General features: G+C 45.3%; 23 protein-coding genes. 3 read left to right on the top strand and 20 right to left on the bottom strand.

Annotation, left to right across the window (positions count from 1 at the left end; all coding sequences use genetic code 11):
- Positions 1–94: 94 nt before the first annotated feature.
- From dtd to EV213_RS13295, 7 genes are all read right to left on the bottom strand, one after another.
- Positions 95–532: a D-aminoacyl-tRNA deacylase gene (gene dtd / locus EV213_RS13325; RefSeq protein ID WP_133581044.1), complete on the bottom strand. Its 438-nt coding sequence runs from the start codon at positions 530–532 to the stop codon at positions 95–97.
- Between the two features lie 20 nt (positions 533–552).
- The gene (locus tag EV213_RS13320; protein ID WP_133581043.1) at positions 553–2766 is read right to left on the bottom strand and encodes a RelA/SpoT family protein; all 2214 of its coding nucleotides are present in this window, start codon (positions 2764–2766) and stop codon (positions 553–555) included.
- 608 nt (positions 2767–3374) lie between these two features.
- Positions 3375–3890: an adenine phosphoribosyltransferase gene (locus tag EV213_RS13315; protein ID WP_133581042.1), complete on the bottom strand. Its 516-nt coding sequence runs from the start codon at positions 3888–3890 to the stop codon at positions 3375–3377.
- Entirely contained in the window at positions 3887–6205 is a 2319-nt protein-coding gene (gene recJ, locus EV213_RS13310; protein WP_133581041.1) for a single-stranded-DNA-specific exonuclease RecJ, read from the bottom strand. Before recJ ends, EV213_RS13315 begins: the two co-directional genes overlap by 4 nt.
- A 56-nt stretch (positions 6206–6261) precedes the next feature.
- Entirely contained in the window at positions 6262–6597 is a 336-nt protein-coding gene (locus EV213_RS13305; RefSeq protein WP_133581040.1) for a LapA family protein, read from the bottom strand.
- Between the two features lie 87 nt (positions 6598–6684).
- Positions 6685–8949, bottom strand: coding sequence for a protein translocase subunit SecDF (gene secDF, locus EV213_RS13300; RefSeq protein ID WP_133581039.1), 2265 nt, complete (start codon positions 8947–8949; stop codon positions 6685–6687).
- A gap of 51 nt (positions 8950–9000) precedes the next feature.
- On the bottom strand, positions 9001–9273 hold the full coding sequence (locus EV213_RS13295; protein WP_133581038.1) for a post-transcriptional regulator: 273 nt from the start codon (positions 9271–9273) through the stop codon (positions 9001–9003).
- A 201-nt stretch (positions 9274–9474) separates the two neighbouring features.
- Between EV213_RS13295 and spoVB the strand changes: the two genes are divergently transcribed.
- On the top strand, positions 9475–11040 hold the full coding sequence (gene spoVB / locus EV213_RS13290) for a stage V sporulation protein B (protein WP_133581037.1): 1566 nt from the start codon (positions 9475–9477) through the stop codon (positions 11038–11040).
- A gap of 901 nt (positions 11041–11941) precedes the next feature.
- Here the strand turns inward: spoVB and EV213_RS13285 are convergent.
- Both EV213_RS13285 and EV213_RS13280 read right to left on the bottom strand, forming a co-directional pair.
- Positions 11942–12589 (bottom strand): DUF421 domain-containing protein, encoded by a 648-nt coding sequence (locus EV213_RS13285; RefSeq protein ID WP_133581036.1) that lies wholly within the window; start codon positions 12587–12589, stop codon positions 11942–11944.
- A 292-nt stretch (positions 12590–12881) separates the two neighbouring features.
- The gene (locus EV213_RS13280; protein WP_133581035.1) at positions 12882–14165 is read right to left on the bottom strand and encodes an ArsB/NhaD family transporter; all 1284 of its coding nucleotides are present in this window, start codon (positions 14163–14165) and stop codon (positions 12882–12884) included.
- A 122-nt stretch (positions 14166–14287) separates the two neighbouring features.
- Between EV213_RS13280 and EV213_RS13275 the strand changes: the two genes are divergently transcribed.
- Positions 14288–14662 carry a TIGR04086 family membrane protein gene (locus EV213_RS13275; protein WP_133581034.1) on the top strand — a complete coding sequence of 125 codons (375 nt, stop codon included), beginning with the start codon at positions 14288–14290 and terminating at the stop codon, positions 14660–14662.
- Between the two features lie 54 nt (positions 14663–14716).
- Here EV213_RS13275 and yajC read toward each other — a convergent pair whose 3' ends face one another.
- The 8 genes from yajC to safA all read right to left on the bottom strand — a co-directional run bounded on the left by yajC (position 14717) and on the right by safA (position 21589).
- Positions 14717–14983 carry a preprotein translocase subunit YajC gene (gene yajC / locus EV213_RS13270; RefSeq protein WP_133581033.1) on the bottom strand — a complete coding sequence of 89 codons (267 nt, stop codon included), beginning with the start codon at positions 14981–14983 and terminating at the stop codon, positions 14717–14719.
- Between the two features lie 65 nt (positions 14984–15048).
- Positions 15049–16188, bottom strand: a complete 1140-nt coding sequence (tgt, locus tag EV213_RS13265) for a tRNA guanosine(34) transglycosylase Tgt (protein ID WP_133581032.1) — start codon at positions 16186–16188, stop codon at positions 15049–15051.
- Positions 16185–17228 carry a tRNA preQ1(34) S-adenosylmethionine ribosyltransferase-isomerase QueA gene (gene queA / locus EV213_RS13260; protein ID WP_133581031.1) on the bottom strand — a complete coding sequence of 348 codons (1044 nt, stop codon included), beginning with the start codon at positions 17226–17228 and terminating at the stop codon, positions 16185–16187. Before queA ends, tgt begins: the two co-directional genes overlap by 4 nt.
- Before the next feature lie 42 nt (positions 17229–17270).
- A complete protein-coding gene (locus EV213_RS13255) occupies positions 17271–17471 on the bottom strand; it encodes a DUF2905 domain-containing protein (protein WP_133581030.1) in 201 nt (66 codons plus the stop codon).
- Entirely contained in the window at positions 17455–18471 is a 1017-nt protein-coding gene (gene ruvB, locus EV213_RS13250) for a Holliday junction branch migration DNA helicase RuvB (RefSeq protein ID WP_133581029.1), read from the bottom strand. The genes EV213_RS13255 and ruvB overlap by 17 nt, the downstream gene beginning before the upstream one ends.
- Before the next feature lie 2 nt (positions 18472–18473).
- Positions 18474–19088 carry a Holliday junction branch migration protein RuvA gene (gene ruvA, locus EV213_RS13245; protein ID WP_133581028.1) on the bottom strand — a complete coding sequence of 205 codons (615 nt, stop codon included), beginning with the start codon at positions 19086–19088 and terminating at the stop codon, positions 18474–18476.
- Between the two features lie 175 nt (positions 19089–19263).
- Positions 19264–20250, bottom strand: coding sequence for a phosphotransferase (locus EV213_RS13240; RefSeq protein ID WP_166639308.1), 987 nt, complete (start codon positions 20248–20250; stop codon positions 19264–19266).
- Positions 20243–21589, bottom strand: a complete 1347-nt coding sequence (safA, locus tag EV213_RS13235) for a SafA/ExsA family spore coat assembly protein (protein WP_166639307.1) — start codon at positions 21587–21589, stop codon at positions 20243–20245. Before safA ends, EV213_RS13240 begins: the two co-directional genes overlap by 8 nt.
- 223 nt (positions 21590–21812) lie before the next feature.
- On the opposite strand from safA, the gene EV213_RS13230 reads away from it, so the two are divergent.
- Positions 21813–22352, top strand: a complete 540-nt coding sequence (locus EV213_RS13230; protein ID WP_133581025.1) for a transcription repressor NadR — start codon at positions 21813–21815, stop codon at positions 22350–22352.
- A gap of 102 nt (positions 22353–22454) precedes the next feature.
- On the opposite strand, the gene pheA is transcribed toward EV213_RS13230, so the two are convergent.
- The 3 genes from pheA to obgE all read right to left on the bottom strand — a co-directional run bounded on the left by pheA (position 22455) and on the right by obgE (position 25546).
- Positions 22455–23327: a prephenate dehydratase gene (gene pheA / locus EV213_RS13225; protein WP_133581024.1), complete on the bottom strand. Its 873-nt coding sequence runs from the start codon at positions 23325–23327 to the stop codon at positions 22455–22457.
- 464 nt (positions 23328–23791) lie between these two features.
- On the bottom strand, positions 23792–24241 hold the full coding sequence (locus EV213_RS13220) for an ACT domain-containing protein (protein ID WP_133581023.1): 450 nt from the start codon (positions 24239–24241) through the stop codon (positions 23792–23794).
- A 24-nt stretch (positions 24242–24265) separates the two neighbouring features.
- Entirely contained in the window at positions 24266–25546 is a 1281-nt protein-coding gene (gene obgE / locus EV213_RS13215) for a GTPase ObgE (protein WP_133581022.1), read from the bottom strand.
- Positions 25547–25572 lie beyond the last annotated feature (26 nt).

The raw sequence follows: 25572 nt of genomic DNA, 5'->3' as shown, positions 1-25572 counted from the left end.
ATGTTTGCACTTGGAACGCACCTATACCAGGTCAATGTGATTTACCAAAAAAAGCCGTTCCTTACGCCAATGACGTGAGAACAGCTTTGAAAGACTATTTTTCGAGAAGAAACGTGACCGGCCCATCGTTCGTTAATTGGATGTCCATATGTTCACCGAATCGACCCGTTTCTATATGAACACCAAGACGGGTAAGGGCTGCGTTAAAATTGTCATAAACCTCTTTTGCCTGCTCTGGCTTTGCTGCGGCACTAAAATGTGGACGGCGCCCTTTATCGGTATTGCCGTAAAGAGTAAATTGAGAAACCGATAGCACACGACCTTCAACCTCTTTGATGCTAAGGTTCATTTTCCCCTCTTCATCTCCGAACACACGTAATCCAACGACTTTGTCGGCAAGTTTTTCTGCCGTCGCCAGAGTATCTTCATGGGTAACGCCTACAAGAGCAACAAACCCTTGCTCAATTTTGCCAACAACCTCTTCTTTCACCGTCACAGAGGCATTAGATACTCTCTGAAGAAGTATTTTCAAACCCTCTCGCTTCCCTTCTATTATTGCAACACACGTCGTACAGAATACACATCTGGAATTTGTTTAATACGCTCAGCAACCTTTTGCAGGTGACCGACATGATGAATAGACAACGTCATGTGAATGACCGCCATTTTGTTGCGATCGGTCCTTCCTGACACCTGTGAAATATTGGTTCGCGCTTCATTCACAGCCTGCAATACTTCATTTAACAGTCCACGACGATCATATCCTGTTATTTCTATATCAACATTGTAATGCTTGTTTTCATCCGGTTCCATTTCCCATTCGACTTCTAAAAGTCTGTCCTGCATATCATCCGCAGTGACATTCGGGCAATCCGAGCGGTGAACAGAAACCCCGCGCCCTTTTGTAATGTAACCGACAATGTTGTCCCCTGGCACCGGGTTACAGCATTTTGATAAACGCACGAGCAAATTGTCGACACCCTTTACCGTCACGCCAGAATCCTTCTTGCGCCTCGGTTCGGGTGTTGAGGAAGAAGAGTTAATATTCGTATTCGCCACAGCTTCTTCGAGGTGTTGCTTTGTCTCCATTTCTTGCTTTTGGCGAATCTTTTCAGTCAACCGGGTCGCAATTTGTGCGGCGGTAATCCCGTTATACCCGACAGCTGCGTACATATCCTCTTCATTCGCAAACGTAAATTTATCAAGAACTCGTTGGATGTTCTCAACGGTAAGTACTTTTTTCGGTTCTAAATCATGTCCACGAATTTCTTTTTCAACAGCTTCCTTGCCTTTTGTAACATTTTCTTCTCGACGTTGCTTTTTGAAAAATTGACGAATCTTATTTTTCGCCTTCGACGTTTGCGTAATCTTGAGCCAATCCTGGCTTGGCCCGTAGGAATGCTTTGACGTCATGATTTCAATAATATCGCCGGTTTTCAGTTTATGGTCGAGGGTGACCATCTTCCCGTTCACCTTAGCACCAATCGTTTTGTTGCCGATTTCTGTATGCACACGATAGGCAAAGTCAAGTGGTACCGAACCTCTGGGAAGCTCGTACACATCTCCTTTAGGCGTAAAGACGAAGACCATATCAGAGAACAAGTCCATTTTTAAAGATTCGACAAATTCCTCTGCATCTGAAGTTTCGTTTTGCCATTCAAGGATTTCCCTGAACCATGTCAGCTTTTTCTCAAAGGTTTCATTTGGTGCTTCGATATTGCCTTCTTTATACGCCCAATGCGCAGCAATCCCGTATTCAGCGATTTTGTGCATCTCAGACGTACGGATTTGCACTTCAAGAGGATCTCCTGTTGGACCGATGACTGTCGTGTGCAAAGATTGATACATGTTGGCCTTAGGCATCGCTACATAGTCTTTAAAGCGCCCTGGCATCGGCTTCCAGCACGTATGAATAATGCCGAGCACAGCATAGCAGTCTTTAATGGAATCAACGATGACTCGCACAGCAAGCAAATCATAAATTTCATTAAACTGCTTGTTCTGAACCGTCATCTTCTTGTAAATCGAGTAAATATGCTTCGGGCGACCTGAAATGTCTGCCGTCACATAGATGTCATTCACCTGATTTTCAATTTCAACCATGACTTCTTGAATATATTTCTCCCGTTCAGCCCGTTTTTGCTTCATCAAGTTTACAATTCGATAATATTGTTGTGGATTCAAATAACGAAGCGCTGTGTCCTCTAGCTCCCACTTTATCGTCGAAATCCCTAGCCGATGAGCTAACGGAGCAAAAATCTCCAACGTTTCCTTCGAGGTTTTGCGTTGCTTTTCTGGCGGCATATGCTTTAACGTACGCATATTATGCAAACGGTCAGCCAGTTTGATCAGAATCACGCGCATGTCACGCGCCATGGCGACAAACATTTTCCGGTGATTTTCTGCCTGCTCTTCCGCTTTTGACTCATATTTTATTTGTTTCAGCTTGGTCACGCCGTCGACGAGCATAGCCACTTCATCATTGAACGCTTCGGCTAAATCATTTTTTGTGATGTCTGTATCTTCAACCACATCATGAAGGAAGCCAGCAGCAATCGTTTCGGGATCCATTTTTAATTCAACCAAAATACCGGCCACCTGCACGGGATGAATAATGTACGGTTCACCGGATTTCCGATATTGGTCCTGATGGGCTTGCTTCGCAAACAAATAAGCCCTCTCAACCATATCCTTTTCGTCTTTTTCCATATACTCTCCAGCCATCTGAATTACTTTTTCAGAAGAGAGAATTTGATTGCCAGCCATTCCATCACCTGCGTTTTTGAGGCATGCTCTAAAATTTAATATATAACCTTTATTATGGTGAATAATTCGCGCGATGTAAAGAGAATTACAAGAAGTTGTCGAATGACGTCAAAAAACCGAGACAATTTCGTGATTCATTTGTCGAAAACAGAATATACGTTCTTAGAATAATGATTTATTTGTTGCAACTTCCGTAAAAAAACAATTTACACTTGTGCCCTTCAGGTTTAAAGAAAACACGATCGCTTCGTCAAAATACTTCGCTTTCACCCTAAAGGGTACAAGTGCATCATCGACTCGTTAAGACCTCGTCGTGATTTCTTTGCCGCCTGGCACGGCTTCAGCTTCCTTGGAATCTTGCTTTCCTCCGGGATCTTCAGCTCGCGCTGTTCCACCCTAAAGGGTACAAGTGCAACATCGACTCAAAATGACTTCGTCGTGTTTGCTTTGCCGCTGGAGTCTACGTATTTTGACTACGCTGATGTTTGTTTCTGCTTAATTTGTTTTTTATTTGTCTCTGTCTCGATATCCATTCAACACATAAAAAAAGTGCTTCTTTGCTGTGGTCTTGACGAATCGAGATCACTTAAAGAAGCACTTTTGTATTTTTATTGATAGTTCATTAGCGACATAATTGGATAGCCGTCCAGCTTGTCTCGACCGTTTAAGTAATCAAGTTCAATGAGAAAGGCGAGTCCGACGACAACTCCCCCAAGTTTCTCAACGAGTTCAATCGTCGCTTTGATTGTTCCGCCAGTGGCTAACAGATCGTCTGTAATCAGCACACGTTGACCAGGACGGATGGCATCTTGATGAAGGGTTAAAACACTTGTGCCGTATTCCAAATCATATTCGACCTTAATCGTTTCTCTTGGCAACTTGCCTTCTTTTCTTACTGGAGCAAAGCCAACGCCAAGAGCGTAAGCGACTGGACAGCCAATAATAAACCCCCGTGCCTCTGGACCTACAATCACATCCACGCCCTGCTTTTCAGCATATGCAACGATGTCATTTGTCGCCTGACGATAGGCCTCACCATTATCCATTAATGTCGTAATATCCTTGAAGCGTATCCCTTTTTTCGGGTAATCCTCAACGACTGTTATAAAGTCTTTGTAATTCATATGGAGACCTCCTCAACCCGTTGGTTGTTTTCTAAAATGTCATTTCCCCACAGCCATAGCTCGTCCATACCAGCCGTGCTTAGCCATTCCCCTGTTTCTAACAACGTTTTATAGGCTTGCAGTTTTGCTGATTCATTAATGTCCTTTTTTTCTTGAGACTTTGTCACTTCAAGAACATCGTTGCTTGCAGCGAACAACCCAAGCTCTTCAAACACATCAACAATGACCGTTGTTGCCTCAGCTGTTAATCCTTTTGTTTTTCCTGCACGAATTAACTTTTCCAATGGAACGGGTTGATGTGTTAAGACGATTTGATACACCCACTTAAATCGTTCTCGAGATGGAACTGCATCAAAAAGCTCTCTTTCTTGTTTGAACCAAATGTACAATGCGTCCGGCTGATGCGTGATAAGCCAGTCTCTCAATTCTTCTAAGGAAGCTGGCACATCAAGCAGTACCCACGTGTTGGATGTGGATGATTGTTGACCAGCAGAAGACTCGAGCTGCTTAACCAACTCAGTATTGTTTTGAAAGCTGAACAACTTGGCTCCTCCAAGCGTCTGCAATCGTTTTTTCACTGCCTCCATGGCAAGTCCACGCCAATCAAATAGTTGCCAGTGCTTTACAGCGATATCCTGTAGCATGAGCTGCGGTGATTGACGCCCATTCCATTCGTTAATGGACAGTTCACCTACAGCACTTACCTTTGCAATAGCCGAAATTGCTTCAGCACAATCTCCCATCTGAAAACCAACGGCGTCTAACTGACTACCTTCAGACCCCAGCGTTAGCTTTAAATGGTTTTTATCTGAACCAATTCGCTTGCTTTGTAAAATATGAAGCTGATCAAATAAAAAGAGTGGCTTCGGATTTCCATTTCCAAACGGTCGCAGTTTTTGCAATTGCTGAAGCACATCTAAAGTGACATCTGAAAGCTTCGCCTCCATCTGCACAGGAAGAACTGGCTGTCGCTCTTCTGCAGAAAGCTGCGCTTCAACCAGCTGACCAAGTCGATGTTCAAGCTCTTCGACATCGTGAAGCTCTAACGACATCCCCGCTGCCATCGAATGACCGCCGAAATGAGGCAAAATATCGCGATGCTTAGATAATTGATCAAATAAATGAAACCCTTCGATAGAGCGTGCAGACCCCTTCGCCATTTGTGTCGCTTCGTCTTTACCAAGAACGACACACGGACGGTGAAAGCGATCGACCATTCTAGAAGCGACAATGCCGACGACTCCTGGGTTCCAATCTTCTTTGAGCAACACAAGTGCAGCTGGCAGTTCATCCCGTGATTCCACCATGTCAATTGCTTCAGTCGTCATTTTACGGACAAGCTGCTGTCTCTCCTTGTTCTTTTGATCAATGGATAAGGCAAGCTCTTGTGCATCCTCTTTTGCGTCTGTAATTAAAAGAGAGACGGCCGGTGTCGCATCTCCAAGACGACCAACTGCGTTCAGTCTTGGTCCAATGGCAAAACCCACTTTTTCCTCATCTATGTCACTGATGGAGAACCCGCATACGTCTGTTAAGGCGGTTAACCCAGGAGACGTCGTTTGCTGTAACTTCGATAATCCTTTCGCAACAATGATTCGGTTTTCATTTGCTAGAGGAACGAGATCAGCGATAGTGCCAATGGCTGCTAGGGCAACGAGGTCATCAGGAACCTCCCCTAGAAGTGCATGAGCTAGCTTTAACGCCACACCAGCTCCGGCAAGCTCGCCAAATGGATAGGCTTCGCCTTTAATCCCTGGGTGAATCAAAGCGACGGTATCGGGAAGCTGCTCTCCTGCTTCATGGTGGTCGGTTATAATGACGTCCATTCCAAGGGACTGAGCATACGCCATCTCCTCTACGCCACTAATGCCATTGTCCACAGTAATGAGCAATGAAATGCCTTCTTCAGCAGTACGACGAAACGCCTCTTTGTTTGGACCATACCCTTCAATAAAACGGTTTGGTATGTAAAAGTCCACAGATGCACCTAGTAAAGTCAATGCTTTGTAAACAATGGCTGTGCTTGTCACACCATCTGCATCGTAATCGCCATAAATCCGAATGGCTTCATTGGCATCAATCGCATGTTGAATGCGAGTCACTGCTTTTGCCATATCGTTAAATAGAAATGGGTCATGATAGGACTGCTTTTCAGGCGTTAAAAATGCCTTCGCATGCTCCTCTGTGTTTATGCCACGATCAACTAAAATCGCGGCCACAAGTGGAGAGACCTTTAACGCTTTTGCAAAGGAAGCAAGTTGTTCATCTTCTTGCTCCAATGCGTTTATACGCCAGCGTTTTTTCGATTTCAACATAAAAACACCCCTCGACTAACCCATTATACGGGAAAAGCCAAGGGGTGACAAACAGGTTATTTGTTTTTCGTATCATTCTCTTCGGGCGTCTCCAGAACACTAGGTTTCGTAAACGAATGTGCCTCTTCATTGCCAGGGGCATGCGCGGATTCGTCCCTTGCATTCACCTGGTTTCGTTTATCGCTACGCTGTCCTTTATAATAACGGACGAGCGAAAAGAACCCAACGATAATCCCGCCAAGAAGAGCAGAAAACAAAATGACGAGGATTAAAGGAACCTCTGCCGTTCCAATAAAGTAATTGACTTGCACTGGATCGACATTAATGACAGCAAAAGCGGCCACAATACAAACAAAAACCAGTGCCAGGATGCCTGCTGTTTGCCCTCGCATAGGGAACACCTCTTAGTCGTGTAGTTTAGTGGTAGACTTCCCTTAGAATGCCGTTTTCAAACAATTCATGTGTGGCATATCCACTTTCTACACATCGGTTTGACTTGGATCAAGCTGACCTTTAGGTTGCTTTTCAAGCTGTTTGATTTTCCAAGTAAGCCATAGTTGGCTAGCGAGGCAAATCGACGAGTACGTCCCAGCAATCAAACCGATTAATAGCGCGATTGAGAAAGTAGAAATCGACTCATTCCCAAAGATCAATAACGCAAGAACCCCAATAATGACGGTTATAATCGTATTCAATGAACGTGTCATCGTCTGCACAAGACTGCGATTAACCACTCGTTCTAAATCTTCCCTCGTCCGGATCTTTTTCTCGTACCCCATGTTCTCACGTATTCGGTCAAAGGTAACGATCGTATCGTTAATGGAATACCCGATAATCGTGAGAATGGCTGCAATAAAGTTAATGTCGAGTTCGATCTGGAAGATGCTGAACACAACAATGATAAAGAAGGCGTCGTGCAGCAAAGCCAAAATCGCTGCAAGGCCAAAGAAAATCTCGAATCGAATCGCTACATAGATGACCATCCCAATGGAGGCGATGATGAGCGCGAAAATCGCATTTTTCGTAAGCTCCTTACCAACAATTGGAGACACTGTACTAATGCTAGGATCTGTCCCGTAGGTTTCCTGGAAATGAGCTTTCACAATTTGGGACTCCTCTTCGCTAAGAGCACCTACATAACTTGCGGTCGCTCGTTTGCTGTTTTCCCCGTCAATCAGAAGCTCATCTGGTGCCGCCAGACCAATGCTAGAGAATTCATTGTTGACACTCTCCTCGGTAAGAGGCTCCTGAGCAATCAGATCAATCCGCGTTCCACTCGCAAAATCTATGCCCAAATTAAACTTGAACACAAAGAGTGAAATGAAACCAACGAGGAGCAGCACACCGGTTCCAATAAAAAAGAATTTCCGATGCTTTACAAAATTGACTTTGCGATAAGGTCCTTTTAAACGTCGCTTTGATTCGTCCTCAACCTCATGAAGATTATCGATGTCTGATCGTTTAACCCCAAACCAGCCTGGTTTGTTTTTAAACAAACCACTATTCACCCACAGGCTAAGCAAGAAACGTGACCCGTAGACTGCTGTTATAAAGCTAACGAGAATACTGATAATGAGCATTGTCGCAAACCCTTTTACAGAACTCGTACCAAAGATAAACAGGACGCTCGCTGCAAGTAGCGTTGTAATATTGGCGTCAAAAATGGTGCCGATCGATCGTCGGTTTCCTGCGCGAAATGCGGATCGAATGGATTTGCCTGATTGTATTTCGTCTTTAATTCGTTCGGCTGAAATGATATTCGCATCAACCGCCATCCCAACCCCAAGAATTAACGCCGCAATTCCCGGCAACGTTAATACCGCATTAAGCTGTTGGAATACGAGCAGGATTAAATAAATATAGAAGCTTAACGTGACTACGGAGATGATGCCTGGCAATCGGTAATAAAAAATCATAAACAAGAAGATGGCAATGATGGCCACATAACCCGCAAACACGGTTTGCTCCAATGCCTCCTGACCAAATTGCGCACCAACGGAGGTTAAATGAAGTTCTTCCAAAGCCACTGGCAATGAACCAGAGTTCAATAGATCTGCTAGTTCTTTGGCTTCTTCAACTTCGAAATTCCCTGTAATTGATACTTCTGGTTGACGGAACACTTGGTCTACATTGGCCACTGAAAGGATTTTCGATTCTTGATTCGGGTCACGGTGTTTTTGATACTCTTCCTCGAACGAGTCCCCTTCCTCGTAATCCAACCAAATGACCATCTGGTTTTGTGGAGCCATATTTACGATATGCTGCGTCGCTTCAGCAAACTTATCCGCATCCTTGAGCTCCAATGCGACAGCGGGCTGATTTTGCTGGTCAAAGGTTTGGGAAGCCCCATTCTCTGCCAAGTCCGTTCCGTCAAGAAGCAGCTCGTCGTTCACATCTCGGAAACTAAGCTCCCCTTGTGTGGACAGAATTTCTCTGGCATTTTCCTGGTCCGTTACCCCAGCAAGCTGAACACGAATGCGGTCCTGTCCTTCGATTTGAATACTTGGCTCACTGACGCCAAGCACGTTAATACGTCGATCGAGAGCCTGCGTTGTCGCCACCATCGTTTCATCGGTGATCGTCTGCTCTTCATCCTTCGGCGTGACCTGATAGAGGACTTCAAATCCTCCTTGCAAATCAAGTCCGAGATTAATGTTTTGAAGAATCGGTCGTATCGTCCCTACTGCCAATGCAGCGAGAAGAGCCACGACGATAAAAAACACGGCAATTCTTCCTTTTTTCATCTAGATGTTCCTCCTTGTTATGCAAACAACGACTCATTTCTACAAGCCGGTTTATGTAAGTCCTTTTAAATCAAATGCGGGTGCTTTATAGGCTTCCACTGTCAAAAAGGTCATATAGCCCGATACGGACACTGACATTACATCTTGAACGAGCTGGTGCAGAAATACATCTTCTTTTGGCTTCTTCCATTTCTTATGTAGTAAGTAGGACCACACTTCAGCAGTCGTTGCCTCAGGGTAGCCGAGCAATTGAAGCTCTTCCATTTTGCTCACTAAAAAAGGATAAAGCGTCGAATGCCACCTTTCATAAGGATGAGCGGTCATCAGATTCCCTCCTCTCTATACAGGATTGTCATCATATCGATTTATAAACACGTATCGTATTTGTTGCACATGCGTGCCCATTTCCACTTGTAGGAATCTGTGGAAAGGATAAAAAGACGAGCAGTCATGACTCGTCCTCCTAATAGCATATAGATAATTGAAATAGATGTCTATATTTTTCATAAGAAAGCAGGGAAGGCAATGACCAAACAAACCTTTTTGAAAGGGACGATAACCCTCGTGCTTGCCGGGCTTGTCATTCGACTGCTTGGATTTGTCAACAGAATTGTCGTGGCAAGGCTCATGGGTGAGGAAGGCGTCGGGTTGTACATGATGGCTGTCCCAACCTTAGCACTCACCATCACAATGACACAGCTAGGACTCCCCGTTGCCATTTCTAAGCGTGTTGCTGAAGCAGAAGCTCGGAACGAACAGAGCAGGGTCAAACAAATTCTAGTCGTCTCACTCGCTGTCACAGGGGTGCTCAGCCTTGTGTTCACAGCAGGCATGATGGCCTTGTCTCATTGGGTTGCTTCGACACTGCTAACCGACGAGCGTACGATGTACCCACTCATGGCGATCGCTCCAATTGTCCCTATCGTGGCGATCTCCTCTGTCATTCGCGGGTATTTTCAAGGCAAACAAAACATGCGACCTTCGGCGATTTCACAGTTAATCGAGCAGGTTGTTCGTATTTCACTTGTCGCTGTGCTCACGAGCCTGTTTTTGCCTTATGGCGTAGAATTTGCTGCAGCTGGCGCCATGATCTCTGTTGTCCTCGGAGAACTTGCCTCACTCGTTTATATGATCATCCTATTTAAAAAACAAAAAACGGTCGCTATTCGAAAAGGCTTTATGCAATCCCTTTCTCGCGGCAAATCAACACTCTATGACTTGATGAGTATTGCTCTCCCGACGACTGGAAGCCGCCTTGTAGGCAGTGTGTCTTACTTTTTCGAGCCGATCGTTGTGGCCCAAAGCTTAGCCATTGCTGGGGTGGCGACGGTCGTAGCAACACAACAATATGGCGAGCTTACAGGTTTCGCCATGCCGCTCCTTTTTCTCCCAAGTTTCATTACACATGCCCTTTCCATTTCGCTTGTGCCAGCGATTAGCGAAGCCGCTGCTAAAAAACAAACACGACTCATTCATTATCGTTTGCAGCAAGCTCTGCGGCTTTGTATGGTGACAGGCGGGTTGTCAGTAGTCGTTCTGTTTTTATACGCTGAGCCGCTAATGGAGCTAATGTACGGCTCTTCGAGTGGGGCCAGGTTTATTGAATTAATGGCACCGCTATTTTTGCTCTATTATTTTCAAGGCCCGTTACAATCAACGCTACAAGCACTCGACATGGCAAAAGCAGCAATGATTAATTCCATCATCGGAACAGTGTTAAAAATTGTTGCCATCTTTGCCCTTGCTACGCAAGCAAGCATCGGCATTATGGGTGTTGCAATGGCAATTATGGCAAGCACGATCCTTGTCACGCTCTTGCATTTTTTTACAGTCGCAAAAACGATCGGCTTTGTCTTTTATTTTAGAGACTTCATAAAGACAATCATTGCCATGGGAGCAGCCGTGGCCGCTGGTTCTGTCTGGTTTGTCGTTCAGCACGAGCAATTGCTCTCTTCAACCCTACTGTCAATTGTCTGGACGAGTCTGTTGTATGTAATTCTAATGGTTGCCTTCAAGCTCATTAAACGCTCCGACGTCAATCGCATCCCCTTTGTCGGCAAGTGGCTTTTTACATTTATGCCTAAAGGGTAACCACCGATTGCTTCGGGAAAAACTTCATTTTTAAAAACACGCTCGAGGAGAGCTCAGCAGAAGCCAACTGCAATGAAATCACGACGAAAGGCACTTTTGAGTCGATGATGCCCTTGTGATAGGCAAGCGGTCATACGCTCGCTTTCCGCGGGCGAACTGCGAGCCTCCTCGGCACTTCGTGCACTGCGGGGTCTCACTTAGCTCGCTATCCACCCCTACGGGTACAAGTGCAACATCGATTCGGAGATACCTCATCGTGTTTTCTTTGCCGCAGGAGTCTCGCTAGTGACCGCTTTTAATGATCCGCTTTTATAATTTAATCAGAATAAAAAAGAATCATTTAGTGATTCAGCGGGGTTGAAGTCAGCTTCATTACTGAAAGACAATCTTTTAGAAATCACAGAATTAGGTGATGTAACTTTGCATGAGACGCTTACTTGTCTTTTTGGCCGAAGCAAAGCAGGTCAACTCACTTTTCATTTTCTTCGTTGTATGAGACCGGGACAAAATAAAAAATTTTACGCAGAAACATACATCAGCGTAGTCAAATTACGCAGACTCCTGCGGCAAAGAAAACACGACGAAGTCTTTTTGAGTCGATGTTGCACTTGTACCCTTTAGGGTGGAACAGCGCGAGCTGAAGATCCCGCAGGAAAGCAAGATTCCGAGGAAGCTGAAGCCGTGCCAGGCGGTAAAGTAAACACGATGAGGTACTCGCGAATCGATGTTGACCTTATACCCTTTAGGGTGAAAGCGAAGTATTTTGACGTAGCGGCCGTGTTTCCTTTGCACCCTAGAGGGCACAAGGGCATCATCGACTTGAGAAGACCTCATCGTGTTTTTTCCCCCAGCCCCTCTCATGCGGTAACATAGCTAATTAAAGCAGGCGTTTCTCAACCGTCTAGTTTTTTTTCTGCATAAATAACGTTCCATCTGCCGCAACAGACAAATACAGTAGGCTTGTGTAGTCAACGATATCATGTTGCTTCAACACATCTTTTAGCCACTCCTCGTCCTTTCCGTTTTCATGTAAATGCCGAGATTGAATTTGACCATCAAGAATAAACGGAAGCGAATAGAAAGGACGTTGCGAGGAAGCTGGATTTTTTTCAAACACCGACAGTTTTCCTGATGGCTCAAGGATGGCGACATCCACATCCCGGACATCATGAATTTTTTCTTCACGAAGCTGGATGAGCAAATCAGTGAAATTATAGCGTTGTTTCTTCATTTCTTTTTCATTTATTTCCCCGTTCCGAATGATAAACGAAGGTTTGCCATCAATCACTTCTCGTAGCTTCTGATTTTTCAGTTGGAAGTAAGCCAACCCCAGTTGAATTAGAAGGAGAACGGCCATTGGGACGATCGTATCAAAAATGGGATCCTTTGGTTCTTCAATTGCTGAAACAGCCATTTCGGCAATCATAATAAAGACGACCAAGTCAAGAATCGAAAGTTCCCCAATTTCCCGTTTGCCCATTAGCCTGAAAATAAGCAGAATGATTCCATAGAATAACACTGTGCGCAACACAATGATGACCATATCCATACACTGAGACCCCTTTTTCAAAAGATTCTTTTGTATGGTGTCCTTCTCATCATATATCCATTCTAAGACGATGCGTCTGAATATAGTGGACATATATGCATTTATAAAATTACTTTATCCTCAGCACGTATTTTACTGTGGTGCAGACTCTCTTTTGGGATTCTTCCCTGTTTTCAATTGACTCATCTCATTATTCCTCCAGAAAAGAAAATCCGAACTGTCCTATGAAATTCTAAGTGGAATTTCGAAGACGTTCGGATTTTTTCAATATTAAAATCTGCCCTGCCACCCTTTAAGAATGGGGGGCGATATAGCGGATATACATGTACAAACTAGCGATGAGCAAGGTCAATAGGACAACGGGAATACCAACAAGGGCAAATTGCAAAAAGGACAGCCGTACATGTTGTCTTAGAGCGAGCCCGGTAACAATCATGTTTGCAGAGGAACCGATTAATGTTGCATTGGCTCCTAAAGATGATCCGATTGCTAAAGCCCACCAGAGGGTTTTCACGTTGGAAACGCCCATTGATCCTAGCTCCTCCACTACTGGAAGCATGGCAGCTGTAAAAGGAATATTGTCAACAAATCCTGCCACGGCACCGGAAATAAACAACAACAAAAAGACACTTTCCGCACTATCTCCGTCTGCAAGATCAAAAAACAGCGAGGCCATTTGGTCGATCCATCCCGATGCATTTAACCCTCCGACCATCATAAACAGACCGATAAAAAAAAGCAGAGTTCCCCAATCAATGCTACGGAAAATGTCATCAGGTGCGTGTTCTCGGGCGACGATCAGCAGCATTAGTAAGGCACCAGCTGCTGCAATGCTTGTCACGTCTGTCCCATGGTAAGGCTGTGTCACAAACCCAGTTAAGATTAAAATGAGGATGGTTAAGGACTGCGTCAGCGCGGGTGTTTTTAACACATAGGATTGAGCATCAAGTAGCACCAGTTCTACCTTACGTTCTTCAGGAACTTGAAGACGCTTGCGAAAAATGAGATACAGTAATGGATGAATGATGAGCAGCAAAAGGATGGAAAGTGGCGCAAGATGAAACAAGAAGTCATTAAACGTAATCGCCTCTACCTCCTGCCCGATCATCACATTTGGCGGGCTCCCAATCAATGTCGCCATGCCGCCAATATTGGCAGATATCATTGTACTAATTAAATAAGGGGTTGCAGGTACTTTAAGATGCCTCGTTACGGACAGCAAAACAGGGACAAAGACGATAACCGTGGTGACGTTATCAAGTAGCGCCGACCCACCAGCAACAATCGTTGCCATCACAGCATACAATCGTCCTGGATGTCCTTTCGTCGATTGTATTAGCTTGATAGCAACATATTGAAATACACCTGTTCGTTCCACTATTTTAAGCACGATGAACATGCTGAACAGTAAGGTAAGGGTTGGCCAATCAATATATGAGGTAAAGACGTGAGGCCAATCGATTAAGCCAACCCATACCATCGCTGCCCCTCCTGCGAGCATGATGACGGACCGATTCACACGATCTGTTAACATTAGCAAATAACAAAATAAAAAGATGGCAAACGCCACACTCACGCCAACACTCCCTTATGGTTTTTTATCACTATATGCAAATATGGACAAGGATTATTAGATTCTATTCCATATTCTTTTGCATATGTTTGTGTTAGGACAAGTGGAGGGAGAGAGATCAACGTATGCAATCATCTTTGAAGGCCGTTGGTTCGGGAGGACTCGTGATTGGGGCGTGGATTTTAGGTGCGAGCCTACTCCTCGCAACAATTTTACGGTTTACATCCATGTCAGAGGCATCACTCACATGGGTATTCACAACCGTAGGCTGTTTGGCTTTTCTGTTTGGCGGTATGAAAGCGGGGAAAATGAAGAAGGAACGTGGTCTTTTTATTGGACTTGCTACTGGAATTGCTGTGAGCCTTTTGATTTTTATCATTCAGTGGACCGGATATAACCAATCAATGGACACAATAAAGGCGCTCTTTCACCTGCTCTATATCGGCATGGCGCTTGTTGGCGGGATTGTTGGGGTCAATCTCGGGGCAAGACATCAATAATCTTTTAATAGCCGAAAAAAAGCAACCCCGGGAATGGGATTGCTTTTTGCATTTTTAGTCTTTATTCAGCACTTCACGAACTGAACTACGGTCAAACGTTAGTCGCGAGCCGTCACCAGCTTTGATGACTACTTTTTCCTCATCAACAGCATCAACTATTCCATGCATACCACCAATGGTAACCACGCGGTCGTTTTTCTGAATTTGCGAACGCATTTCGTCCAATTTCTTCTGACGCTTTTGCTGTGGACGAATTAAGATAAAATAAAACACAACAAACATCAAAACCAACATACCAATCGACAATAATGATTGTGGCATCACTTTCACTCCTTTCCTACAGAAGCAAGGATTATTCACTTTAGGACTTCATCCTGCATCATCTATTAAAAGTTTTTAGCATCAGGTTGATTAAAACCGTAAGCTTCAAAAAACGACTCCCGAAAATCGAGGAGGCGGTCTTCCCTGATCGCTTCCCTGACCTGACGCATTAATTTTAACAGAAAATAGAGGTTATGGTAAGTTGTTAACCTAAATCCGAACGTTTCGTCACATTTTACTAAATGACGAATATACGCTCGGCTGTAATTTCTACATGTATAGCAATCACAGTTTTCATCAATTGGTCGAAAATCACTTTTGTATGCTGCGTTCCGAACGACTAATCGACCGGCGCTTGTCATACACGTTCCATTACGAGCAATTCGGGTAGGCAGTACGCAATCAAACATATCAATCCCACGTACAGCCCCGTCGATAAGGGAGTCCGGTGACCCAACGCCCATTAAATATCTTGGCTTATCAGCTGGGAGCAATGGTGTGGTCCATTCCAATACGCGATTCATCACGTCCTTTGGCTCGCCGACAGACAAACCACCGATCGCATAGCCAGGAAAATCAAGAGAGGTCAAATCTTTCGCGCTTTGTATACGCAAATCTTCAAACTCCCCGCCTTGAACAATCCCAAACAATCCTTGTTCCGCGGGACGAGAATGAGCAGTAAGGCACCGTTCTGCCCAACGAGAGGTTCTCTCAACAGACGCTTTCATATACTCATACGTGGCTGGGTATGGCGGACATTCATCAAAGGCCATCATAATATCGGAGCCTAAAATGTTTTGAATCTCCATTGCCTTCTCAGGCGAGAGAAACAGCTTTTCACCACTTAGGTGGTTTCGAAAGTGAACCCCCTCTTCTTGAATATCTCTTAAATTGCTGAGGCTAAACACTTGGAAACCACCAGAATCGGTCAAAATCGGATGCTTCCAATTCATAAATTTATGCAATCCGCCAGCCTCTGAGATAATATCCGTGCCAGGCCGAAGCCAAAGGTGATACGTATTGCCTAAAATAATTCCTGCGCCCATAGACTCCAGATCTTCAGGGCTCATCGTTTTTACGGTTCCAAGTGTCCCCACAGGCATAAATGCAGGTGTTTCAAAGCTTCCGTGCGGTGTATGGACGATGCCTAATCTCGCTCCAGACTGGGCACATGTTTTAATATGTTCATAAGTGACTGCGCTCATTCGTTATCCCCTCTAAGTAGTAGCATTGCGTCACCAAAGCTGAAAAACCGATACTCTTGTTCAACGGCTTCCTGATACGCATGTAATATAATTTCTTTAGAAGCAAAGGCGCTAACAAGCATCAGCAAAGTAGACTTTGGCAAATGAAAATTCGTTAGCAAGCCATCGATCCCCCGAAACTCATAGCCTGGGTAAATAAAAATAGATGTCCACCCAGAAGACGCTTTGAAATGACCTGACTCATCAGCAATGGTTTCAAGTGTGCGTGCCGATGTCGTGCCAACGGCAATGAGACGACCACCTGCTTTGCGAGTGTTATTCAGCAATGCTGCCGTTTTTTCATCAAGCTCATAAAACTCTCCATGCATATCATGCGATTCGACTTCGTCAACGCTCACCGGTCGGAATGTGCCAAGCCCCACATGTAAGGTTAAAAAAGCCAATGACACACCCGCATCCTGCAACTGGTTAAGAAACGGTGTCGTAAAGTGCAAGCCTGCGGTTGGTGCAGCTGCCGATCCAGCTGTTTTGGCATACACTGTCTGATAACGGTCTGGTTCGTCCAGTCGTTCCTTTATATAAGGCGGCAACGGCATACTGCCTAGCTTTTCAAGTACTTCAAGAAATAAACCTCTATAAGAAAACGTTACGAGACGTTTCCCGTCTTCGAGCACCTCATCACATGTACATGACAATTCATGCTCACCGAAAGATAGTATAGTACCTGGCTTTACTCTTTTTGCTGGTTTGGCAAGCACTTCCCATTGATCCGTTTTTTCTGTCTGCTTTAACAGCAGCAATTCAATGGTTGCTCCTGTCTCATTTTTGGTGCCAATTAGTCGGGCTGGCAATACCTTCGATTGATTAAATACAAGGCAATCTCCGGGACGTACCTTATCAAGTAAATCCACAAAGGTCCTATGCTCCGTCTTCCCCGTTTCCCTGTCTACTGTTAGCAGGCGTGATCCCGTTCGATCTAACAGTGGTTGTTGAGCGATCAATCGCTCCGGGAGGTGAAAATCAAACTCACTTACTTTCATAGTTGGCGCAGAACGGCATTCGTTCCACTGGACCCCTTTCTCCTATTTAAACTTCCCGAACAATGATAACACGAGCGACAGCACGATGCTAATGATGATACAGGTTACGATCGGAAAAAAAACTGTCGTGTTCCCTTTTTTGAACATTAGATCACCAGGAAGCTTTCCAATGAGAGGCCAGGCAAGCCCAATCAAAATCAGCAAAATGCCTCCTCCAATGAACAGCTTAGACATGTCGGTCATGCTGTGGTACCTCCATTTTAAAATACGAATACACGGCAGGCGTGACCATCCGTCCACGAGGTGTCCGCTGTAAAAAACCGATCTGCATCAAGTAAGGCTCGTACATTTCTTCAATGGTCGGAGATTCCTCCCCAATGGCCGCCGCTATCGTATCCAGACCAACCGGACCTCCACGAAACTTTTCAATCATGCCGAGGAGAAGTCGACGATCAATGGCATCTAAGCCAAGCTCATCTACATTGAGTGCATCTAATGCTTGATTCGCAATGGCAGCATCAATATGCCCATTCCCGATCACCTGTGCAAAATCACGGACACGTTTTACTAATCGGTTGGTAATGCGCGGTGTGCCACGAGACCTTCTTGCAATTTGCTCAGCAGCTGCCTCCTCCATCTCAATGTCAAAGAGTTCAGCTGTTCGTTTCGCAATATAGGCAAGCTCTGCAAAAGTGTAGTAATCCAAGCGCTCAGTGACGCCAAAACGATCCCTAAGTGGCGCGGATAAGCTCCCAGCCCTCGTCGTTGCCCCAACGAGCGTGAAGGGCGGCAGGTCTAGGCGGATGGATCGTGCTGTCTCATCCTTGCCAATAATGATATCAAGACAAAAATCCTCCATCGCAGGGTACAACACTTCTTCAATCGCACGAGGCAAACGGTGGATTTCATCAATAAACAATACGTCTCCAGGCTGCAAAGAAGTCAAGACCGCTGCCAAGTCACCTGACTTCTCAAGTGCCGGGCCTGAGGTTGTCCGAAGCTGCACACCCATTTCATTGGCAATGATACTCGCTAATGTTGTTTTTCCAAGGCCAGGTGGTCCATACAAGAGCACATGATCCAATGGTTCTTCTCTGAGTTTAGCCGCATTAATAAAAATCGATAAATTTTGCTTAATGCCTTCCTGCCCTATGTATTGGGAAAGCAGCTGTGGTCGTAAAGACGGCTCTTCATGCTCCCCTACTAAAGGCGCTTGCTGGACAAATCGTTCCTCCTCAGGCATCGTTATCGCCTCCGTTTTCCTTCTAGCATCATTTGCAACGCTTTTTTGACATAGGCTTCAGCTGTAAGGTCTTCGTGTTCTAACAATGGACGAATTTTATCAACCTCACGTTGGCTATAGCCAAGTGCAAGCAGCGCCTCAGCTGCTTCCTCAAGCTCTGTATTCATTGTTGCTTCTTCTGTCGCTGCAACGAGGTTCATCTGATGCGAAGGCAAAAATTCGGACACCTTCCCTTTTAAATCCAAAATCATTTGCCTTGCTGTTTTTTTACCGATCCCTGGGAACTTCATTAAAAAGGTCTCATCCTCTGAATCAATCGCCTTTACAATATCCTCAAGTCGACCTGCTGCTAAGATCGCTAACCCACCTTTAGGACCAATACCTGTCACACTTAAAAGCAATTGAAACAATATACGATCCTCTCGCGTTGGGAACCCATATAGATGTTGCGCATCTTCTCTAACATAAAAATGAGTAAACAGCTGCAAAACCTCTCCCTTTTTTGCTTCATACTGCAAGGGATGAGGCAGAAGCAGCTGGTACCCAACACCGTTCACATCAAGTGTAATATACTGAGGACAAACGTAAGCAACAGTGCCTTTTATAAAATCATACATAAACCCAACCCCTTTTTAACCGAACATATATTTCTATGATATCAAACGATCGCTAAAAACTCACTTGTTTTAAAAAAGGTAGACATGAAAAAAACCCCTTTCCGTTATGCAAAAAGGAGAGTCCTTTTACAATGCATTATAGTAATTAGTATACCATAGCATGTGGCAGTAACCATTACGTTGACTTTAATGAAGGGGATTCAAGCTGCCTGCTTATTTCATCAAAATAAGATACCCTGTGCTCAATCGAATGGATTGAAGCAAACCAATCAAACGAACGAGAATTATTTTCTTTCATTGCAGCATTCCAGTCTCGATATAAATCCGCTGGATAGAGCAGCCCTGTTAAGAACCATTTTTTTTGTAGGAAAGAACGAATGTAGCGTTCTTTTCCAAGAGCATTTAGGGACCATTGCATCCATGGCATATAACGTAACGACAGCTGCAACCAATCGTACGCTTCAGGAGCAGATGCAGCTAGGTCAAAATCAATCATATGCAAGGAATCGTCCGGTGTAAGTATAAAGTTATGCGCGGCCGTATCCCTATGGATGGCCTGCCCTCTGCTTTTTGCTTTTTCCTCTAGCTCGTAAAGTCGATATCTTCGCAGCTTCGAAAGCGCAATATCTCCCCATCTTAAAGCCTCTTTAGCACGTTTTTTTCCGATGACCTCAGCCAATGTATAGAGACTGTCTTCTTTACAAAATTGATCAAACCGCTTCTCCCAATGCTTTAATAATGAGTAATCAGGAAGTTGAACGTTGTTTTGCGTCTGAATAACGCCGTGAAACGCATGAAGCAAATCGCCCGCTTTTTCACGGTCTTTTCCATTTTGGAAGTGAACCGGACGTTTTTGTGGAAGTCGTTTCATGCTTAGCCAATACATGCCCTCTGTTTTTACAACATAGGATCCAGAAGGGAAGCGTCTGTACTCAAGGCCGCGATGAAACCCCTCACTTTTTAAGGCTTTAGCAAGATGCCATTGTCTTCTTGCCGCCGCCTGATTTGTGTATCCTTTAATCACATAATGCTTGCGGTTTGTTGAAACGAAAAACACATTGTGCTTTATTTGCTTCACATTAGGATGGTCAAAGCCAAACGCAGAATCTGCGTCTAAAAAAAGACGATTCCTGCGGAAATCGCCTTGTGCCTCTCTAGTCATCGTGACTGTCCTCTTCATCTACTTCAGGAAATTGATAGGCCGGGCCTTGAGGCGCCTGTGGCTCCTGATCATAGGCGTATGATGGGTCATAGCCGGGACCACCACGCATGTTCATATATTCCTGCGGATAGCCTAGGTACCATTGGTCTTGTTGGCCGGCTTCCTGACCCCATTGCTCAGGTGACGCGTACATTTGACCTTGCTGTGGTGGCATCATTCCGCCCATTTGCTCAGGCGATGCGTACATTTGGCCTTGCTGTGGTGGCATCATTCCGCCCATTTGTTCTGGCGATGCGTACATTTGGCCTTGCTGTGGTGGCATCATTGCACCCATTTGTTCTGGTGATGCGTACATTTGGCCTTGCTGTGGTGGCATCATTGCACCCATTTGCTCTGGTGATGCGTACATTTGGCCTTGCTGCGGCATATACCCCATTTGACCTTGTTGTGGCATTGGCATATAGCCCATTTGACCTTGCTGTGGCATCATCTGTGGATACCCTGGATACCCTCCTTCTGGAGACTCCATATCTTCAGCATTTGGCCAGCCATACGATGCATTGTCACCGCTTTCCATCCATTGGTACCCTTGCTGCATGTAGCCTTGCTGTGGATAGTACGGTAGTGGCTGCCCTTGCTGTGGCCATGGCTGCATAGGAGGTCCTCCACATCCACACGATTCATCCTCTGCACCAGCGACTGGATATTGCGGCTGCTGTGGGTATCCCCATGGCTGATGATGCATTTGCTCCGGTGGACAATCAAGCCCTGACCCAGGCAAAATTGGGCTCACTGGATAACAAGGATACGGTGGTAACTGCATCATTTGCTGTTGTGGTTGAGGTGGTGGCGGTGGTGGAGCTGGCGCTTCTTTTTTCGGCGGTATAGGAGCTTCTTTTTTTGGAGCAACTTTTTCTTTTACTTTTTCCTTCACCTTTTCTTTGACGACAGGCTTAGGTTTTGGTGCTTCTTTTTTTACAGGTGCAGGTGGTAGGTACACATTGTACATAGACTGATGCACTTGAGGCATGTCGATGGATACACTTTCATCATAATGATACGGTTGCACAGCCTTTGGAGTTTTATCATAATACTTCTTCTGTGCTTTCGGCGCAGGCGCTGGGGCAGGTGTTGGTTGTTCCTTTGGTGCTTTGGGAGCAGTCGGCGCTTCTTTCTTCACTTGGACACTACCGGATGGAATTTTGATTTTCATTCCCGGCATGATCTCATCAGGATTTGCGAGCTGCGTATTCGCTTGCTTCAGCTGGGCAAATGGAACCTTATACTTTTGCGCAAGGTTCCAAAGGGTATCCCCCTTCTGGACGATGTGTATTTTCAAATTTCTGTTCTCCCTTCTATACAGTAGTCATTGCCAGTATATGAACCCATGGGCAAAATGCTACTAAAGGTTCGTAAAAAAGTATGCGCACACCTTATGTGACATCACGCACTACTAGACATATATGTCATGATGGTAGAGGATATGTACTGTAGTGTTGAATGTTTTGGTATAATGGCTTCTAAGCATATTTGAAGAGATTAGGATAGATGGGGGAATGGCTATGTCTGATAAAAAACTCCTTGGTGAACCACGGAGGCAAGCCATTTTGGAGTGGCTTAAGGCGTCAGTGAAGGCGGTCAAAGGCAGTGACCTTGCACAACGAACAAACGTAAGTCGTCAGGTTATTGTGCAGGACATTTCATTGTTAAAAGCACGTGGTGAACCTCTTATAGCGACATCAGACGGGTACCTTTACTTACAGCAGCAGCCCGCCGTGACCCATATTGAACAAGTGATCGTCTGTCATCATCAAGGTGAAGACACACGCAAAGAATTAGAAATCATTGTGAATGCAGGCTGTCACGTGAAGGATGTCACCATCATGCATGCGTTGTATGGGGAAATTGTTGCTCGACTTGAAATCGCAACGATAGAAGAGGTCGACGAGTTTGTAAAACGATCTGCCAAGCAAAATGCGTCGTATTTGCTAGAGCTTACTGGCGGTTTGCACTTGCATACAATTGCATCCATGCATCAGCGCTGTATTGATCAAGCGTGTGTACAGTTAAGAGAAGCTGGGATTCTTATCGAGGAAGAATAAAAAGGGATGTCCCAAAAGTCAACGTTGTGACTTTTGGACATCCCTTTTACTATGAGTACTTCATACCCTTTCTTTATAGAGCGAACAAGGTTTAAGGATTGTTTAGATCCCAGACGTCGTCTTCGTTGCTATGGCCTCAAAAGAAGGATAGCTCCCTAATATGCGAACCTGACAGCCTAGCGCTTCTAACTCCGCCTGCGCACCAGGCAAAAGCACCTCGTCCAGAGGATGGTCTATGTCAATAATGAAAAAATACCGCCCAAGTCCCGTTTTCATTGGTCTAGATTCAATTTTACTAAGGTTTAATTGTCTCCAGCTGAACGCGGACAGCACCTGATGCAAGCTGCCTGGCTTGTCCTGAGGCAACGCAATGTGGAACGTCGTTTTGAATCGCTCCGTATCCATTTTGATCGATTTCCCTTGGCGATGTAAAATGAGAAACCTCGTATGATTGTTCGCAAAATCATGGATATTCTCTTTGGCCAGGACAAGCGAAAACTCCTTCGCCGCATTGTGATGAGCAATAGCAGCCAACGAAGGATCCTTTTTTTCCGCGATATATTGCGCAGCTGCCGCGGTGGATGACATTGTTTCCATTTCGGCATTTGGCAATTCATTACGGAGAAATTGATAGCATTGGGCTAAGGCATGCGGGTGAGAAATCACTTTTGTGACAGTTGATCGCCAATCTGTTGCAAAATCAGCATGCACAAGCAGATGTTGCTGAATGGGAACAATGACTTCTCCTACGATTGGCAAGGTTTTTTCGTGGATTAAGTAGTCTATAGTCAAGTTCACAGAGCCTTCTAGCGTGTTTTCTAAAGGCACTACTCCATAATCGACCTCTCCACTACTCACTGCCTCAATACACGCGGGAATTGTTGAATAGGGTACAGGCTCACCTGCTGTAAAGGCTAGTGAAACAGCCTCAGATGAAAAAGTTCCTTTTGGTCCTAAATAACCAATTTTACTCATGGTTGTTTCACTCCCAGCTTTCCTTACTCGTGATTGAATGTTGCTTATTGTGATTCGCGCTTCAAAACGTGCTCGCCTCCGCTTTTCTTGTCCAGCTCCTGCTCGCTGAAACTGCGGGACAGAAATCCCGCCACTGAGGAAATGTGAAGAACCATTTCCTCGTGCCGTGATGTTCTGCCCTCCGTTTCAAAACGTGCTCGCCTCCGCTTTTCTTGGCTAGCTGCGCGCCGTAGAAGCTGCGGCGCAGAAATCCTCGGGCTAGTGAAATGAAAGAACCATTTCACTGCCCAATGATGTTCTGACCTGCGCTTCTGTACAACGGCGCTCCGCTTTTCTTGGCTAGCTACGGCTCGCTGAAGCAGCGAGGTAGAAATCCCGGTGCGAGAGAAATGTGAAGAACCATTTCTTCGCCCCGTGATGTTCTACTCTGCGCTTCAAAACGCGCTCGCCTCCGCTTTTCGTCTTTAAGCTCCGGTTCCTAGGAGTTCTACTTTTTCGACGAAGTCTAGGGTTCTTAGCATGTCTAGCATGTCGCCTAGGTCGGAGTTGATGGCGGTGATGTCCATGGATAGGGTGACGTTGGCCATTCCTTGTAGGGGGATGGTTTGGTGAATCGTGAGTACGTTGCATTGAAACTCGGCAACGATGCTTAGCAACTTGGACAATGTACCTGACTGGTCGTGCAAATGGAAAAACAATGAGACGATTTTTTCCTTAACCATTGTTGAAAATGGGTACACGGCGTCTTTGTACCGGTAAAATGCACTTCTGCTTAAGCCTACGCGATCTGCGGCTTCATGGATGGTGGCTGCTTTTTTTCGATCAAGCAATTCCTTTGCTTGTAGTGTTTTTCTAGCGGCTTCTGGAAGAATGTCCTCGCGAACTAAGTAATACTTTGCCTTCTTATTCTCCACTTTACTCCACTCCCGTCACAACGACTACTCCACAAATTCAAATTCATATTCCATAATGCGGACGATGTCACCGTCTTTTGCCCCTTTTTCACGGAGTGCATCGTCTACGCCTAAGCTTCTCATTTGTCTTGCGAAGCGCAGGACCGATTGATCCCTTGCGAAGTCCGTCATCTGGAATTTTTTCTCAAGGCTTGCTCCTTGCAGTACGAATGTGCCATCACTGTCTCTCGTAATATAAAACGGCTCTTCCTCTTCTGCGGAGTAAAGCTTATGTGATTTCTCTTCGTCGACTTCATGTAATGGAAAGGCTGGTGTGGTATCCACTAGGTCTGCGATGGCAAAGGAGAGTTCTCGTAATCCTTGCCGTGTGACAGCTGAAATCGGCACAATTGTCACGTCGTCACCAATGGCTTTTCGAAACGCATCAAGATTGGCTTCCGCGTCAGGAAGATCCATTTTGTTGGCCGCGACCACCTGAGGACGTTCTGCTAACCGAAGCTGATACTGCTTCAGCTCTTCATTAATTGTATGAAAATCTTCAATTGGGTCGCGCCCTTCAATTCCTGCCATATCAATCACATGAACAATGACTTTTGTTCGTTCTATGTGGCGAAGAAATTGGTGGCCTAATCCTAACCCTTGCGACGCCCCTTCAATTAACCCAGGCAAATCCGCAATCACAAAGCTACGGTTATCCTCCGTTTCAGCAACGCCGAGATTTGGCTTTATCGTCGTAAAATGATAATCGCCTATTTTTGGACGGGCAGCCGACATGACGGAAAGTAATGTCGATTTCCCAACAGATGGGAATCCAACAAAACCGGCGTCTGCCAGTAATTTAAGTTCAATTCGAATCGTACGCTCTTGCGCCGGTTCACCATTCTCAGACAATTCTGGTGCTGGGTTGGCAGGGGTAGCGAAACGGCTATTGCCCCGTCCCCCTCGTCCGCCTTTTGCAATAACTGCTGAGCTGGCATGGTCGGTTAAGTCAGCGATAATTTCGCCTGTTTCTTCATCATGAACAACCGTACCTGGTGGGACCTTTACAATCATAGGCGCGGAGTTTTTGCCATGCTGGTTTTTAGACATCCCGTTTTCTCCACGGTCTGCTTTAAAGTGACGTTGGTATCGAAAGTCCATCAGTGTTCGTAGACCTTCATCTACTTTAAATACAACGTCGCCACCATTTCCGCCGTCTCCTCCGGCAGGGCCGCCTTTTGGTACATATTTTTCACGGCGGAAGGCGACCATCCCATTGCCTCCATCTCCGCCCTTTACAAATACTTTTACGTCATCGACAAACATGTTTACACCTACTTTATTATTTCGTT

This window comes from Aureibacillus halotolerans (genome assembly GCF_004363045.1).
GTDB lineage: Bacteria > Bacillota > Bacilli > Bacillales > DSM-28697 > Aureibacillus > Aureibacillus halotolerans.
This window is presented reverse-complemented; position numbering and strand designations above follow the sequence as displayed.

Coding starts and splice junctions, on each gene's coding strand:
- EV213_RS13315 (WP_133581042.1), bottom strand. CDS start 3,890: ATGAATTACAAAGACTTTATAACAGTCGTTGAGGATTACCCGAAAAAA.
- EV213_RS13255 (WP_133581030.1), bottom strand. CDS start 17,471: ATGACCGACATGTCTAAGCTGTTCATTGGAGGAGGCATTTTGCTGATT.
- ruvA (WP_133581028.1), bottom strand. CDS start 19,088: ATGTATGATTTTATAAAAGGCACTGTTGCTTACGTTTGTCCTCAGTAT.
- EV213_RS13295 (WP_133581038.1), bottom strand. CDS start 9,273: ATGACCGCTCATCCTTATGAAAGGTGGCATTCGACGCTTTATCCTTTT.
- obgE (WP_133581022.1), bottom strand. CDS start 25,546: ATGTTTGTCGATGACGTAAAAGTATTTGTAAAGGGCGGAGATGGAGGC.
- EV213_RS13305 (WP_133581040.1), bottom strand. CDS start 6,597: ATGCGAGGGCAAACAGCAGGCATCCTGGCACTGGTTTTTGTTTGTATT.
- secDF (WP_133581039.1), bottom strand. CDS start 8,949: ATGAAAAAAGGAAGAATTGCCGTGTTTTTTATCGTCGTGGCTCTTCTC.
- EV213_RS13320 (WP_133581043.1), bottom strand. CDS start 2,766: ATGGCTGGCAATCAAATTCTCTCTTCTGAAAAAGTAATTCAGATGGCT.
- queA (WP_133581031.1), bottom strand. CDS start 17,228: ATGAAAGTAAGTGAGTTTGATTTTCACCTCCCGGAGCGATTGATCGCT.
- recJ (WP_133581041.1), bottom strand. CDS start 6,205: ATGTTGAAATCGAAAAAACGCTGGCGTATAAACGCATTGGAGCAAGAA.
- pheA (WP_133581024.1), bottom strand. CDS start 23,327: ATGAGTAAAATTGGTTATTTAGGACCAAAAGGAACTTTTTCATCTGAG.
- EV213_RS13285 (WP_133581036.1), bottom strand. CDS start 12,589: ATGGATATGGTCATCATTGTGTTGCGCACAGTGTTATTCTATGGAATC.
- spoVB (WP_133581037.1), top strand. CDS start 9,475: ATGACCAAACAAACCTTTTTGAAAGGGACGATAACCCTCGTGCTTGCC.
- EV213_RS13240 (WP_166639308.1), bottom strand. CDS start 20,250: ATGACTAGAGAGGCACAAGGCGATTTCCGCAGGAATCGTCTTTTTTTA.
- yajC (WP_133581033.1), bottom strand. CDS start 14,983: ATGCCACAATCATTATTGTCGATTGGTATGTTGGTTTTGATGTTTGTT.
- tgt (WP_133581032.1), bottom strand. CDS start 16,188: ATGAGCGCAGTCACTTATGAACATATTAAAACATGTGCCCAGTCTGGA.
- ruvB (WP_133581029.1), bottom strand. CDS start 18,471: ATGCCTGAGGAGGAACGATTTGTCCAGCAAGCGCCTTTAGTAGGGGAG.
- EV213_RS13230 (WP_133581025.1), top strand. CDS start 21,813: ATGTCTGATAAAAAACTCCTTGGTGAACCACGGAGGCAAGCCATTTTG.
- EV213_RS13275 (WP_133581034.1), top strand. CDS start 14,288: ATGCAATCATCTTTGAAGGCCGTTGGTTCGGGAGGACTCGTGATTGGG.